This window comes from Pseudomonas sp. yb_2, from assembly GCF_043103905.1.
GTDB lineage: Bacteria > Pseudomonadota > Gammaproteobacteria > Pseudomonadales > Pseudomonadaceae > Aquipseudomonas > Aquipseudomonas alloputida.
Window position 1 is genome coordinate 70631 of the sequence record NZ_JBICKH010000068.1, and the last position, 14004, is coordinate 84634.

12 protein-coding genes are annotated in these 14004 nt (G+C 63.8%); 9 read left to right on the top strand and 3 right to left on the bottom strand.

Annotated features, from left to right (window positions below; genetic code table 11):
* The first annotated feature begins 53 nt into the window (after positions 1-53).
* From benC to ACF8FB_RS17180, 9 genes are all read left to right on the top strand, one after another.
* Positions 54-1064 carry a benzoate 1,2-dioxygenase electron transfer component BenC gene (gene benC, locus ACF8FB_RS17140; protein WP_392511590.1) on the top strand — a complete coding sequence of 337 codons (1011 nt, stop codon included), beginning with the start codon at positions 54-56 and terminating at the stop codon, positions 1062-1064.
* A gap of 134 nt (positions 1065-1198) precedes the next feature.
* On the top strand, positions 1199-1960 hold the full coding sequence (locus tag ACF8FB_RS17145) for a 1,6-dihydroxycyclohexa-2,4-diene-1-carboxylate dehydrogenase (RefSeq protein ID WP_010954051.1): 762 nt from the start codon (positions 1199-1201) through the stop codon (positions 1958-1960).
* Positions 1961-2017: 57 nt separating this feature from the next.
* Positions 2018-3346 (top strand): aromatic acid/H+ symport family MFS transporter, encoded by a 1329-nt coding sequence (locus ACF8FB_RS17150; RefSeq protein ID WP_064491966.1) that lies wholly within the window; start codon positions 2018-2020, stop codon positions 3344-3346.
* A 34-nt stretch (positions 3347-3380) separates the two neighbouring features.
* Positions 3381-4295, top strand: a complete 915-nt coding sequence (gene catA / locus ACF8FB_RS17155) for a catechol 1,2-dioxygenase (protein ID WP_010954053.1) — start codon at positions 3381-3383, stop codon at positions 4293-4295.
* A gap of 146 nt (positions 4296-4441) precedes the next feature.
* On the top strand, positions 4442-5641 hold the full coding sequence (locus ACF8FB_RS17160) for a benzoate/H(+) symporter BenE family transporter (RefSeq protein WP_392511591.1): 1200 nt from the start codon (positions 4442-4444) through the stop codon (positions 5639-5641).
* Between the two features lie 54 nt (positions 5642-5695).
* A complete protein-coding gene (locus ACF8FB_RS17165) occupies positions 5696-6946 on the top strand; it encodes an OprD family porin (RefSeq protein WP_392511592.1) in 1251 nt (416 codons plus the stop codon).
* Positions 6947-7020: 74 nt separating this feature from the next.
* Positions 7021-8100 (top strand): metal-dependent hydrolase, encoded by a 1080-nt coding sequence (locus tag ACF8FB_RS17170; RefSeq protein WP_392511593.1) that lies wholly within the window; start codon positions 7021-7023, stop codon positions 8098-8100.
* Positions 8101-8168: 68 nt separating this feature from the next.
* Positions 8169-9080 (top strand): LysR family transcriptional regulator, encoded by a 912-nt coding sequence (locus ACF8FB_RS17175; RefSeq protein WP_010954057.1) that lies wholly within the window; start codon positions 8169-8171, stop codon positions 9078-9080.
* A gap of 100 nt (positions 9081-9180) precedes the next feature.
* Entirely contained in the window at positions 9181-10161 is a 981-nt protein-coding gene (locus ACF8FB_RS17180; protein WP_392510005.1) for an LLM class flavin-dependent oxidoreductase, read from the top strand.
* Positions 10162-10203: 42 nt separating this feature from the next.
* Here the strand turns inward: ACF8FB_RS17180 and ACF8FB_RS17185 are convergent, their stop codons facing one another.
* From ACF8FB_RS17185 to ACF8FB_RS17195, 3 genes are all read right to left on the bottom strand, one after another.
* A complete protein-coding gene (locus ACF8FB_RS17185; RefSeq protein ID WP_010954059.1) occupies positions 10204-11301 on the bottom strand; it encodes an alkene reductase in 1098 nt (365 codons plus the stop codon).
* A gap of 95 nt (positions 11302-11396) precedes the next feature.
* Positions 11397-12407 (bottom strand): aldo/keto reductase, encoded by a 1011-nt coding sequence (locus ACF8FB_RS17190; RefSeq protein WP_350297851.1) that lies wholly within the window; start codon positions 12405-12407, stop codon positions 11397-11399.
* A 72-nt stretch (positions 12408-12479) separates the two neighbouring features.
* Positions 12480-14000, bottom strand: coding sequence for an FAD-dependent oxidoreductase (locus ACF8FB_RS17195; protein ID WP_392510007.1), 1521 nt, complete (start codon positions 13998-14000; stop codon positions 12480-12482).
* Positions 14001-14004 lie beyond the last annotated feature (4 nt).

Consider the following 14004-nt stretch of genomic DNA (forward strand, 5'->3'; position numbering starts at 1 on the left):
TGCCCGGTGCGTCTTGTGACGCGCCGTGGCCTGGCTCGCCCGCGAGGTGCAACATGAGCTACCAGATCGCACTGAATTTCGAAGACGGGGTTACCCGTTTCATTGAGGCCACCGGTCAGGAAACCGTGGCCGACGCCGCTTACCGCCAAGGCATGAACATTCCGCTGGACTGCCGCGACGGCGCTTGCGGGACCTGCAAGTGCAAGGCTGAGTCCGGTCGTTATGACCTTGGCGACAACTTCATCGAAGACGCCTTGAGCGAAGACGAAATCGCCGAAGGTTACGTGCTGACGTGCCAGATGCGCGCCGAAAGCGACTGCGTCATCCGCATCCCGGCTTCGTCGCAGCTGTGCAAGACCGAGCAGGCCACTTTCGAGGCCGTCATCAGCGATGTGCGCCAACTGTCGGTCAGCACCATTGCCCTGTCGATCAAGGGTGAGGCCCTGAGCCGTCTGGCCTTCCTCCCGGGGCAGTACGTCAACCTGAAGGTTCCGGGTAGCGAGCAGAGCCGGGCCTACTCGTTCAGCTCGCTGCAGAAGGACGGCGAAGTCAGCTTCCTGATCCGCAACGTACCGGGTGGGCTGATGAGCAGCTTCCTGACCAACCTTGCCAAAGCTGGCGACAGCCTGAGCCTGGCCGGGCCGTTGGGCAGCTTCTACCTGCGGCCGATCCAGCGCCCGCTGTTGCTGCTGGCCGGTGGTACCGGGCTGGCACCGTTCACCGCGATGCTGGAGAAGATCGCCGAGCAGGGCAGCGAGCACCCGCTGCACCTGATCTACGGCGTGACCAACGACTTTGACCTGGTCGAACTCGACCGCCTGCAAGCGCTGGCGGCACGCATCCCCAACTTCACCTACAGCGCCTGCGTCGCCAACCCGGACAGCCAGTACCCGCAGAAGGGCTATGTCACCCAGCACATCGAGCCACGCCACCTCAATGACGGCGATGTGGATGTGTACCTGTGCGGCCCGCCACCCATGGTGGAAGCGGTCAGCCAGTACGTGCGTGAGCAGGGCATTACCCCGGCCAACTTCTACTACGAGAAGTTTGCGGCTGCGGCCTGACGCTCCCTGATTCAAAGCAATACGCCGACCCTGTGGGAGCGGGCGAGCCCGCTCCCACAGTGATCGCGCAGCCTTTCAGGCTTTGAGCAAGAGAGTTGCTGCCACAGGGTCTCTCGCGAACTGGAGATTTACATATGAACAACAGATTCCAAGGCAAGGTTGCCCTGGTCACCGGTGCCGCCCAAGGCATCGGCCGGGGCGTGTGCTGGCGGCTGAAGGCTGAAGGCGCGCAAGTGGTGGCGGTAGACCGTTCCGAGCTGGTCCACGAACTGGCTGGCGAGGGCATGCTCACCCTCACCGCCGACCTGGAACAACACGCCGATTGCGCCCGGGTCATGGCCAGCGCGGTGGAAACCCATGGCCGCCTGGACATCCTGGTCAACAACGTGGGCGGCACCATCTGGGCCAAGCCCTTCGAGCACTACGAAGTCGAGCAGATCGAGGCCGAGGTGCGCCGCTCGCTGTTCCCCACCCTGTGGTGCTGCCACGCCGCGCTGCCGTACATGCTCGAACGTGGCAGTGGCGCCATCGTCAATGTCTCGTCCATCGCTACCCGCGGCGTCAACCGTGTGCCTTACGGCGCAGCCAAGGGTGGCGTCAACGCGCTCACTGCCTGCCTGGCCTTCGAAACCGCCGGCCGGGGCATCCGCGTCAACGCCACTGCGCCCGGCGGCACCGAAGCACCGCCCCGGCGCGTACCGCGCAACAGTGCAGAGCAAACCGAGCAGGAAAAGCGCTGGTACCAGCAGATCGTCGACCAGACCCTCGACAGCAGCCTGATGCACCGCTACGGCAGCATCGACGAGCAGGTGGGGGCCATTCTGTTCCTCGCGTCCGACGAAGCCTCGTACATCACCGGCGTGACCCTGCCGGTAGGGGGCGGCGACCTGGGCTGAACCGCAACCTCAAGGCAAAAGTTTTCTTCCACAACAAAAACAAGAGCGACAGATGCCATGCGAACCCTTGATGTACACCCGATCATCGACAATGCGCGCTTTACCCCGTTTCACTGGATGGTCATGGCCTGGTGCGGCCTGCTGCTGATTTTCGACGGCTATGACCTGTTCATCTACGGTGTGGTACTGCCGGTCATCATGAAAGAGTGGGGCCTGACCCCGTTGCAGGCTGGTGCACTGGGCAGCTATGCGCTGTTCGGCATGATGTTCGGCGCCCTGGCCTTCGGCAGCCTGGCCGACCGCATCGGGCGCAAGAAGGGCATTGCCATCTGTTTCGCCTTGTTCTCTGGGGCGACCATCCTCAATGGCTTTGCCAGCAGCCCGAGCGAGTTTGGCATCTACCGCTTCATCGCCGGCCTGGGCTGTGGCGGCCTGATGCCCAACGCCGTGGCACTGATGAACGAATACGCGCCCAAGCGCCTGCGCAGCACGCTGGTGGCGATCATGTTCAGTGGCTATTCGCTGGGCGGCATGCTGTCGGCAGGTGTCGGCATCTTCATGCTGCCGCGTTTTGGCTGGGAGTCGATGTTCTTCGCCGCAGCGGTGCCACTGCTGCTGTTACCGGTGATTCTCTACTACCTGCCTGAATCCATCGGCTTCCTGGTACGCCAAGGCCGTATCGAGGAAGCACGCACATTGCTCAAACGGCTGGACCCGGACTGCGATGTCCAGGCCGATGATGTGCTTCAGGCGGCCGACCGCAAAGGCAGCGGCGCTTCGGTGCTGGAACTGTTCCGCAATGGCCTGGCGATTCGCACCCTGGCGCTGTGGGTTGCGTTCTTCTGCTGCCTGCTGATGGTCTACGCCCTGAGCTCCTGGCTGCCAAAGCTGATGGCCAACGCCGGCTACAGCCTGGGCTCAAGCCTGTCATTCCTGCTGGCACTGAACTTTGGCGGCATGGCCGGGGCGATCCTCGGCGGCTGGCTGGGTGACCGCTACAACCTGGTCAAGGTGAAGGTGGCGTTCTTCATTGCCGCCGCACTGTCGATCAGCCTGCTGGGGGTAAACAGCCCGATGCCGGTGCTGTACCTGCTGATCTTCATTGCCGGCGCCACCACCATTGGTACACAGATTCTGCTGTACGCCGGCGCTGCACAGATGTACGGCCTGTCGGTGCGCTCTACCGGCCTGGGCTGGGCCTCGGGCATCGGCCGTAATGGCGCCATCGTCGGCCCGCTGCTGGGCGGTGCGCTGATGGGCATCAACCTGCCACTGCAACTCAATTTCATCGCCTTTGCCATCCCTGGCGCCATCGCTGCGCTGGCCATGGCCGTGCACCTGGCCAGTGGTCGGCGCCACGCCCAGACCCTGGCGGCGCAGGCCTGAACCGAACAGAACAGAACAAGACGAGGTAACCCCCATGACCGTGAACATTTCCCATACTGCCGAGGTACAGCAGTTCTTCGAGCAGGCCGCAGGCTTTTGTAATGCGGCCGGCAACCCACGCCTCAAACGCATCGTGCAGCGCCTGCTGCAGGATACCGCGCGGCTGATCGAAGACCTGGACATCAGCGAAGACGAGTTCTGGCACGCCGTCGATTACCTCAACCGCCTGGGCGGTCGCGGCGAAGCCGGGTTGCTGGTGGCGGGGCTGGGCATCGAACACTTCCTCGACCTGCTGCAGGATGCCAAGGACCAGGAGGCAGGGCGCGTTGGCGGCACCCCACGCACCATCGAAGGCCCGTTGTACGTGGCTGGCGCACCGATTGCCCAAGGTGAAGTGCGCATGGACGACGGCAGCGAGGAGGGCGTGGCCACGGTGATGTTCCTGGAAGGCCAGGTGCTGGACCCGCACGGACGCCCGCTGCCGGGTGCCACGGTCGACCTGTGGCATGCCAATACCCGTGGTACCTACTCGTTCTTCGACCAAAGCCAGTCGGCGTACAACCTGCGTCGGCGCATCGTTACCGATGCCCAGGGGCGCTACCGCGCGCGCTCCATCGTGCCATCGGGCTATGGCTGCGACCCGCAGGGGCCAACCCAGGAATGCCTGGACCTGCTGGGCCGTCATGGCCAGCGCCCGGCGCACGTGCACTTCTTTATCTCGGCCCCAGGGTACCGGCACCTGACCACGCAGATAAACCTGTCGGGGGACAAGTACCTGTGGGATGACTTTGCCTATGCCACACGGGATGGGCTGGTCGGGGAGGTGGTGTTCGTCGAAGGGCCGGATGGTCGGCATGCCGAGCTGAAGTTCGACTTCCAGTTGCAGCAGGCCCAGGGCGGTGCCGATGAGCAGCGCAGCGGGCGGCCGCGAGCTTTGCAGGAGGCCTGATCCACCGAGTGGGCTGTTTCGCGGGCATGCCCGCTCCCACAGGTGAAGCCTGTGCAGTCGTTGTTGGAGCGGGCATGCCCGCGAAGCAGCCAACACCCAAACAAGAGCCCGCCACAAAGGCCGGCCGCTGCCTTGCGAGAAGCTTCATGAAAACGCTGATCAAGGACTGCTCTGTGTCGGCCATCGTCGCCGGCAGCATTGCCACGACGATCTCCTACGCCGGCCCGTTGGTGATCATTTTCCACGCCGCCGAAGCGGCCGGCCTGTCGCACCAGCAGTTGTCATCCTGGGTCTGGGCCGTGTCCATGGGCAGTGCGTTGCTCGGTGCGCTGCTCAGCCTGCGCTACCGCGTGCCGGTAGTAATCGCCTGGTCCATCCCAGGGTCGGCCCTGTTGGTCACCGCCTTGCCGCAACTGGGCCTGGAGCAGGCCGTGGGCGCCTACCTGGTGGCCAACCTGGTCCTGCTGCTGATCGGCATCAGCGGGGCCTTCGACCGCATCATCGCGCGACTGCCGGGGTCTATCGCTGCCGGTATGCAGGCCGGGATCCTGTTCAGCTTTGGCATCGAGGTGTTCCGCGCCTTGCCGGTGCAACCGCTGCTGGTACTGGCGATGTTCGTCACCTACGTGCTGATGCGTCGGGTGCAGCCGCGCTATGCAGTGGCTGCGGTACTGGGCGTGGGCATGCTGGTGACCGTGGCCAGCGGTACGTTGCGCAGCGAGGCACTGGTGCTGGAACTGGCCTCACCCCAGTGGATCACCCCCCAGTTCAGCCTGTCGGCGGTATTCAGCCTGGCGCTGCCGATGGTGCTGGTGGCGCTGACCGGGCAATTCATGCCGGGTATGGCGGTACTGCGCAACGCTGGCTACCCCACGCCGGCCAGCCCGCTGATCAGCGCCAGTGCCCTGATCGGAGCGCTACTGGCGCCGTTCGGTTGCCACGGGCTGAACCTGGCGGCGGTTACCGCCAGCCTGTGCACCGGCCATGAAGCCCATGAAAACCCGCAACGGCGCTATGTAGCGGCGGTGGCTGGCAGTGTGTTGTACCTGCTACTGGGCATTGCCGGGGCCACCTTGATGTCGCTGTTCGCCGCCTTTCCCGCCGTACTGATCGCTGCCCTGGCCGGCTTGGCCCTGTATGGCGCCATCAGCGAAGCCCTGGTCCGCAGCCTGGCAGAACCGGCCGAGCGCGACGCCGGGCTGTTCACCTTCCTGGTCACCGCTTCGGGGGTGGCTTTCCTGGGCCTGTCGGCAGCGTTCTGGGGGTTGCTGTTCGGCCTGCTGGCGCACGCGCTTCTGAGGCTGCGCCAGCCACGTGCCCGGGAGGTGCTGCGCCGTACCCCATGAACTGCCGTGTTCCCAACGCTTTACCCATAAAAACAAGATCAAGAGAGCTTCGGAATGAACCACACCCCTTGCGTTGCCCTGGGCCTGACACTGCTCAGCCAGCCACTGCTGGCTGCCGAAGGCGGCTTCTTCGAGGACTCGAAGGCCACCCTGAGTGCCCGTAACTACTACTTCAGCCGCGATTTTTCCGACATTGTCGGGGCCAACAAACAGTCCAAGGCCGAGGAGTGGGCCCAGGGTTTCATCCTCGACTTCAAAAGTGGCTACACCCCGGGCCCGGTCGGTTTTGGCGTGGACGCTCTGGGCTTGCTGGGCATCAAGCTGGACAGCAGTCCAGACCGCACCAACACCGGCCTGTTGCCGGTGCATGGCGACGGCCGCGCTGCCGACGAGTACAGCCGCCTGGCGCCGACCTTCAAGGCGCGGTTATCAAAAACCGAACTGCGTGCAGGTGAACTGCAACCGAACCTGCCGGTGCTGACCTTCAGTGATATTCGCCTGTTGCCACCCACCTATCAGGGCGTGAGTTTGAGTTCCTCGGAAATCGACGGGCTGACTATGCAGGCCGGGCATTTGAAAAGCACCCACCTGCGCAACGAAGGTGGCGACGGCAAGTTGAACGCGATGCTCGGCCATGTGCCGATGCGACAGGCCGAAAGCGACGCGTTCAACTACGTGGGTGGGGATTATGCGTTCAACGCCAACCAGAGCAGCGTCAGCCTTTGGTACGGTCAGCTGGAGGACATCTACCAACAAGGCTTTGTTGGCCTGAAGCACAGCAAACCCGTCGGCGACTGGGTATTCAGTGCCAACCTGGGTTATTTCACCGCGCGTGAGCAAGGCGATGCGCTGCTGGGCAACATCGACAACCAGGCGTTCTTCTCGCTGTTCACTGCCCGGCATGGCGGGCACAGCTTCCATGCCGGCTACCAGGGCATTTATGGCGATAGCCCGTTCCCACGGGTATTTGCCAACATCTCGCCGTTGGGCAACGAGGTGCCGACCTATGAGTTTGCCTACACCGACGAACGCTCGTACCAGGTACGTTACGACTACAACTTCGCCGCCATGGGCGTGCCGGGCCTGACAGCGACCGTGCGCTACATAACCGGTAACAATGTCGATACCGGGCTGGGTTACGAGGGGCGTGATCGAGAGCGTGATCTGGATATCGGCTATGCGGTGCAGAGCGGGGCACTGAAAGGGTTGGGGATACGGGTGAGGAACGCCATGGCGCGCTCCAACTACCGCAGTGATATCGACGAGAACCGCCTGACGCTGGTGTACACCTGGCAGCTGTTCTGAGCCATCCAGGAGAATTGCGCATCGGGGGTGTATGGGGGTAGCGTGCGGAAACGACTCTTTCAGGAATCCCCACCTTGGACTCCATCACCCAAGCCGTACTTGGCGCGGCGCTGCAAGGGACCGTGCTCGGGCGCATCCAGGGCCGACGCTCGCTGCTGTATGGTGCAGCACTGGGCACGCTGCCGGACCTGGATGTGATCATTCGCTATGCCGACCCGGTGTCGCAGATGACTTATCATCGCGGCTTCTCCCACTCGTTGTTCGTGCTCACCGGCCTGGCCTTGCTGTTGGCCTGGCTGGTCAACAGGCGCTGGCCCGGCAAGGGGTATACCTTGCCCAGGCTTTTTTTGGCGTTCTGGCTGGTATTGGTAACCCATCCGGTGCTCGACGCCTTCACGGTTTACGGCACGCAGTTGTTCTGGCCTTTGCACACCACCCCGGAAAGCTGGGCGGCGGTGTTCATTATCGACCCGGTCTACACCGTGCCGCTGCTGGCTGCGGTGGTCTTCACCCTCATGAAGGGCGTGACCCGCAGGGCTACCCGCCTGCTGACCATGGCCCTGGTGTTCAGTACCTGCTACCTGGGTTTCGGCCTGGCGGGGCGCATGGCTGCCGAACAGCGCTTCCAGTCGGCACTGGACCAGCAAGGTGTCGTCGTGAGCGAGGTACGTGCCGTGCCGATGGCATTCAACAGCCTGGTCTGGCGGGTGCTGGCCAAGACCCCGGATGGCGATTACTACGAAGGCATCAGCAGCGTGCTCGACCAGCAACCACCCGAAATGCAACGCTTGTCGCGCAACCTGGAACTGGCGCAAGCACTGAACGATGACCCGTTGCACCAGCGCTTGCGCTGGTTCACCGATGACTGGCTGCGTTATGACCAGATTGGCGACGCACTGGTGGTCACCGACCTGCGCATGGGGATCCCGGGGAATTACACCTTTCGCTTCAACATGGCTCAGCGCGATCATCAAGGGCAGTGGATGGTCGGTGTGCCTTCGGCGTGGCGAGGCAGCGGGCCTGGCTCGCTGTTCAACGCTCAAGAGCTGATGCTTATCTGGCGACGCATTGTCGACCAGCAGCCGCCATTGCCGCTGGCGAACTGGACAGATCGCTACCTTGGGCAAACGGAAGCTGCAAGGCAGCCCCAATAGATCAGGAACCTTGCATTGCCTGAAATTGCACCCATCTATGGCGGTTCGATCAGCGTCAGGAAAACACCATGGAACCCAACCGCTTCGGCGACATCGCCGCCTTCGTCAGCGCCGCGAAGGCCGGCAGCTTCACCGCTGCTGCTGCCAGCCTGGGCCTGACGCGTTCGGCGGTGGGCAAGAGCATCGCCCGCCTGGAAGCCCGCATGGCGGTGCGTCTGCTCAACCGCACTACGCGCAAGCTGAGCCTGACGGATGAAGGCCTGGTGGCGTTCGAGCGCTGGCGGCAGATTCTGGATGACCTGGACGAGGTCGAAAGCACCATGGCCCTGCGCCGGGGCAAGCCCACTGGCACCCTGCGCCTGACCGCGCCGTTGTCGCTCGGGCAGCGCCATGTCCTGCCGGTCCTCGACCAGTACCTCAAGCAATGGCCCGAACTGCGGGCGGATATCCGCTTCACCGACCGTTTCGTTGATCTGGTCGAAGAGGGCGTGGACGTCGCCGTGCGCATCGGTGCCCCCAAGGAAGATTCGCAATTGCTGACGCGCACCGTCGCCTGGCAGCAGTTCGTGACCTGTGCATCGCCTGCGTACCTGGAAAAGCGTGGTGTACCGCAGATTCCCGGCGACCTCTATGGCCACGACAAGATCACCTTCCTGGCGGGCGAGAAGGCCATGCCCTGGCGCTTTCACACAGAAGCGGGGCTGCACCTGTGCGAAGATCCCGGGCGGCTGAACATCGACAGTTCCGAGGCCATGCTTGACGGCGCCCGGGCCGGTTTCGGCCTGATTCACCTGCCTACCTATATCACCGGTGACGACCTGCGCGCTGGCAATCTGGTGGAAGTACTGCACGCCTACCGCCCCCCGGCAGACCCCATTCGCATCGTCTACCCAAGCAAGCGCCACCTGTCCCCTCGGGTACGCGGCTTCATCGACTTGTTGGTGGCCACCTGGGAGCCAGGCGTGCCTTGGGAATACTGATTGGGGAATGCCAGGCCCCTATGCCGGGCCTGAAATTGGGTTTATCGCTGGCGGCGCAGCATGGAAACTGGCAGCCACTGATAATCCCTCTGGAGACCCCATGACTGCACTGTCCGTACTGGATCTGGTCATGATCGGCGAAGGCAAGACCTTCGCCGACGCGATCGAAGAATCCCGCCAGCTGGCGCGGCATGTCGAGCAACAGCACTACGGCCGCTACTGGATCGCCGAGCACCATGACATGCCGGGCATTGGCTCGGCTGCCACTTCGCTGGTGATCAACGAAATCGCCAACGCCACCCGACACATTCGTGTTGGGGCTGGCGGCATCATGCTGCCCAACCATGCGCCGTTGGTGGTGGCCGAACAGTTTGGCACCCTCGATACATTGCACCCAGGTCGTATCGACCTGGGCCTGGGCCGTGCGCCAGGCACGTCCGGGCCGACCGTTCGGGCATTGCGCGGCGCCGCGCCAGAGCGGGATTTCGGCCAGGACATCGCCGAGCTGCGTGATTACCTGGCCGACAACGGCAAACGCCGGGTGCGCGGCGTACCGGGTGCGCACGATGTGCCGGTGTGGATCCTCGGTTCCAGCCTGTTCGGTGCTGACCTGGCGGCGAAGCTGGGCCTGCCTTATGCCTTCGCCTCGCACTTTGCCCCGCGTTACCTGCTGCAGGCCATTGCCCATTACCGCGCCAACTTCCAGCCTTCCGCGCAACTGGCCAAACCCTATGTGATGGTTGGCATGAACCTGTTCGCCGCTGCCAGCGATGCTGAGGCGGACTACCTGGCCAGCTCCCACCGCAAGTGGATGCTGGACCTGCATGTCGGGCGCTTTGGCTTGCTGCCCAAGCCGCAAGAGGGTTACCTCGAACGCTTGCCGGACCACGAGCGCGCCGTGCTCGATCAGGTGATGGCCTGCACCGTAGCCGGAGGGCCCGAACGGGTGAGGGAAGGGCTGCGCTCGCTGATCAAGCAGACCGGGGCGGACGAGCTGATGATCGACTGCCGCATCCATGACCCGCTGGCGCGGCAGCGGTCACATGCCTATGCCGCGCAGGCGCTGGCTGAACTGGGCTGACACGACAAAAAACGGGCGCCTGCAAGAGCGCCCGTTTTTGCATCAAGCCTGCTTCAGGAACGGATAATCCGTATACCCTTCAGGCCCATTGGCGTAATCGAACTTCGCCCGGTGCTCATTCAGCGGCGCTTGCAGCCGCAGACGCTCCACCAGGTCAGGGTTGGCAATGTAGGCGCGCCCGAACGCCACGGCATCGATCAAACCCCGCCCGATGAGGTCTTCGCCTTTCTCGGCGGTATAGGCACCGGCCGCGATGATCACCCCGGGGTAGGCGGCGCGAATGGCCTGGCGGAACTCGTCACGCAGTGGCTTGCCACCGGCCCAGTCCGGCTCGGACAGGTGCAGGTAGGCGAGGTTGCGCTTGGCCAGTTCGCGGATCAGGTACAGGCCGGCGGCCTCCTGGTCTTCGCCATTGTCCACACCATTGAAACCACCCAACGGGAACACGCGAATACCGACCCGGTCGGCGCTCCAGTTGGCAATGGCCGCATCCACCGCCTCCAGCACAATGCGCGCACGGTTTTCAACGCTGCCGCCGTAGCGGTCTTCGCGCTGGTTGGCACTGGGGGTGAGGAACTGGTGCAGCAGGTAACCGTGGGCGGCGTGCAACTCGATGAAGTCGAAGCCGGCTTCACAGGCATTGATCGCGGCCTGGCCAAAGTCGGCGACGATGCCAGCGATCTCCGCTTCGCTGAGCGCCCGGGGGGCGGAGGTTTCCACGCGTGTCAGGTTGCCTTGCGCGTCACGCAGGGTGGTGCGTGCATCTGCCGGCAGTGCCGAAGGGGCCACGGGTGCCTTGCCGCCAGGTTGCAGGGAGGTATGCGACACACGCCCGGTGTGCCACACCTGCACGGCGCTGTGGCCGCCCTCGGCATGGATGCCTTCGTTGATGTGCTTCCAGGCAGCGATCTGTTCGGCGCTGTGAATGCCGGGCGAGCCCGAATAGCCCTTGGCCTGGAAGGAGATTTGTGTGGCTTCAGTGATGATCAGGCCAGCACTGGCACGCTGACGGTAGTACTCGGCCATCAGCGCGGTGGGTACATCACCCGGCTCCAGGCTGCGCAGGCGGGTGAGGGGGGCCATGAATACGCGGTTGGGCAGGGTGAGTGGGCCGATTTGCAGCGGTTGCAAGAGTTTCATTGCAGCTCCAGAGGTGGAAAACCAATGGTGCGCACGATACCGGGGTGATTGGGGAAAGGGGGGACCGGGAGCCCGGCTCAGGGCTCCCCAATGCGTCAGCTGCGTGCCAGCCGCCCACTCACATAATGCGCCACGTCATTGAAGCCCGGCGTGGACGCATGCCCTGGCGTTACCAACGAATCGATGAATGCCTCATCCTCCGCGGTAATCTTCACCGCCAATGCGCCGCCATAGGTATCCCACTGCTCCTCGGTCCGCGGCCCGACAATCGCGGAACTGACCCATTGGTTATTCAACACCCAGGCAATGGCGAATTCGACAATGCCCACCCCCTTGGCCTCTGCATACGTCTGAATCTGCCGGGCAATGGTCAGCGACTCCTGGCGCCACTCCACTTCCATGATGCGTTTGTCCTGCCGCCCTGCTCGGCTACCGGCTTCCGGCACCGCGCCCGGCGCATACTTGCCACTGAGCACGCCCCGGGCCAGCGGGCTGAAGGGTACGACGCCCAGACCATGGGCGGCGGCGGCCGTGAGCTGTTCGGGCTCGGCCTGGCGGTTGACGATGTTGTACAGCGGCTGGCTGACTATCGGCCTGGGCACACCGAGGCGCTCGGCAACATGGCAGACCTCGGCAATGCGCCAACCACGGAAATTGGACACCCCCCAGTAGCGGATCTTGCCCTGGCGCAACAAGTCGCCAATGGCCTGCACGGTCTCTTCCAGCGGTACCTTGTGGTCTTCGCGGTGCAGGTAGTAGATGTCCAGGTAGTCCATGCCCATGCGGGTCAGCGTGGCATCCACGGCATTGAAGATGTGCTTGCGCGACAACCCGCTGCGGTTAGGCAGGCCGTCGGCCGGGCCGAAGCCGACCTTGCTGGCGACGATCCAGTCATGGCGATGGCGCGCCACGGCTTCACCGACGATTTCTTCCGAGCGCCCGGCGTTGTACACGTCGGCGGTGTCGATGAAGTTGATGCCTTGGTCCCAGGCCTTGTCGATGATGCGCAGGGCATCCTCGGTACTGGTCTGCTCGCCGAACATCATGCTGCCCAGGGTAAGGGCGGAAACCTGCAGGCCACTGTGGCCGAGGGGGCGGTAGATCATGCGCGTGGGTCCTTATGCAGTCGGCTGACCTACCTGTTTTACACACAACCGGGAAGCATTGAAAGGCACCCCTCAGCCAATGAGCGCCAAAGCCTCCTGCAGGCTCAAGGGGCGCTTCAGGCGTTGCGACAGCGTCGCCATGGCATCGGAGTAACCCTTGGCGATAACGGCCTCGACGCGTTCATCCACACACTGCAGGGCAACGAAATCGCCTTTTTCCGGCTCACCGACGAATTCGATGCGGTTCCAGTCCCTGGCATGGCCTAGTACTTCATAGGTACGGCCATGCTGGTAGGTCCAGAAAAACGGTACATCGGCATAACGGCGTTGTTCGCCAAGCATGTTGGCGGCGGCGATCACCCCGTGTTGCTGGGCCAGGCGCCAGTGCTCGATGCGCACCGGGCGCCCCGTGAGCGGGAACGTGGCGATATCGCCGGCGGCCCACAAACCGTCAGCTGCGCGCATTTCTGCGTCGACCCTCACCGATTTGTCTTCGCCAAGCGGCACGCCTTGAAGGAACGCGGTGGCGGGCCTTACCCCGGTGCCGAGCAGGACCAAGGGGGTCTGCAGCCGTTCACCATTGGTCAGTTGCACCGCTTCGACCTTGTCCAGGCCTTCGATCCGCTCGACCTCGGTGGGGCCGTGGAAGGTGATGCCTTTTCGTTCATGCAGCGCGCGAATGCAGCGCCCGATCCGCTCGCCCAACTGTCGGGCCAGAGGGACTTCATGGCGCGAGACCACATGCACCTGCACGCCATACTTGCGCAATGCCGAGGCTGCCTCCAGGCCGATGAAACCGTCGCCGACGATGACCACTGGTTGGCCAGGCTCGGCTGCGTCGAGCAACCGTGCAGCATCTTCCAGTGAGCGGAGGGTGAACACCCCGGGCAGGTCGGCACCGGGAATGTCAGGGCGCAGTGCTTTACCACCGGTTGCCAGCAGGCAGGCGTCGTAATCGATCTGCTGACCGTCGGCGAGGGTGACCTGGCGCTTCTGGCTGTTCAGGGTGCGTACCTTGCCGTACTTGCGCTCCAGCTGGCCCTTGCGCAGGGCGTCGGCTTCGAGCAGCGCGGGGACCTCATCGGGCGGCATCTGCCCGGCAATCACGAATTTGCTCAGAGCTGTGCGATCGTAGGCCGGCTGGCGCTCCTGATCGATCCATACCAGCCGCCCAGCGAAGCCATGAGCCAGCAGGGTGGCGACGGCGGCGCTGCCGGCGGCACCGGCGCCGACCACTACGAAGCAGCGGGCATCGCTGTGCCTGGGCGGTTCGGTTGCCGGCAGGGGCTGGTCATCGACCCAGACTTCATCGCCCTTGATCCACGCCTTGTAGCGGCGCAGGTCGGCGAGTGCAGGCGGCTCACAAACCACACCGTCGTCAACGGCGAACGCAGCTTTGTGCCAAGGGCAAACCAGCAAACCGCCGCAGACTACACCTTCGTCGAGTGGGGCCCCGGCATGGGGGCAGTTGCCTTGATAAGCGTGTACCTGCTCCCCTTGGCGGACGAGGATGAGTTCTTCGCTACCGGCCTGCACGCGCAGGGGGCGGTGTTCGTCGAGCTGGGCCAAGCGGGCCACGGCGTACTGGGTCATGGGG

Excerpts from the sequence above, each read along its gene's own strand:
- ACF8FB_RS17160 (WP_392511591.1), top strand. The coding sequence starts at position 4,442 with ATGAAAACGCTGATCAAGGACTGCTCTGTGTCGGCCATCGTCGCCGGC.
- benC (WP_392511590.1), top strand. The coding sequence starts at position 54 with ATGAGCTACCAGATCGCACTGAATTTCGAAGACGGGGTTACCCGTTTC.
- catA (WP_010954053.1), top strand. The coding sequence starts at position 3,381 with ATGACCGTGAACATTTCCCATACTGCCGAGGTACAGCAGTTCTTCGAG.
- ACF8FB_RS17185 (WP_010954059.1), bottom strand. The coding sequence starts at position 11,301 with ATGAAACTCTTGCAACCGCTGCAAATCGGCCCACTCACCCTGCCCAAC.
- ACF8FB_RS17180 (WP_392510005.1), top strand. The coding sequence starts at position 9,181 with ATGACTGCACTGTCCGTACTGGATCTGGTCATGATCGGCGAAGGCAAG.
- ACF8FB_RS17195 (WP_392510007.1), bottom strand. The coding sequence starts at position 14,000 with ATGACCCAGTACGCCGTGGCCCGCTTGGCCCAGCTCGACGAACACCGC.
- ACF8FB_RS17190 (WP_350297851.1), bottom strand. The coding sequence starts at position 12,407 with ATGATCTACCGCCCCCTCGGCCACAGTGGCCTGCAGGTTTCCGCCCTT.
- ACF8FB_RS17145 (WP_010954051.1), top strand. The coding sequence starts at position 1,199 with ATGAACAACAGATTCCAAGGCAAGGTTGCCCTGGTCACCGGTGCCGCC.
- ACF8FB_RS17175 (WP_010954057.1), top strand. The coding sequence starts at position 8,169 with ATGGAACCCAACCGCTTCGGCGACATCGCCGCCTTCGTCAGCGCCGCG.
- ACF8FB_RS17150 (WP_064491966.1), top strand. The coding sequence starts at position 2,018 with ATGCGAACCCTTGATGTACACCCGATCATCGACAATGCGCGCTTTACC.
- ACF8FB_RS17165 (WP_392511592.1), top strand. The coding sequence starts at position 5,696 with ATGAACCACACCCCTTGCGTTGCCCTGGGCCTGACACTGCTCAGCCAG.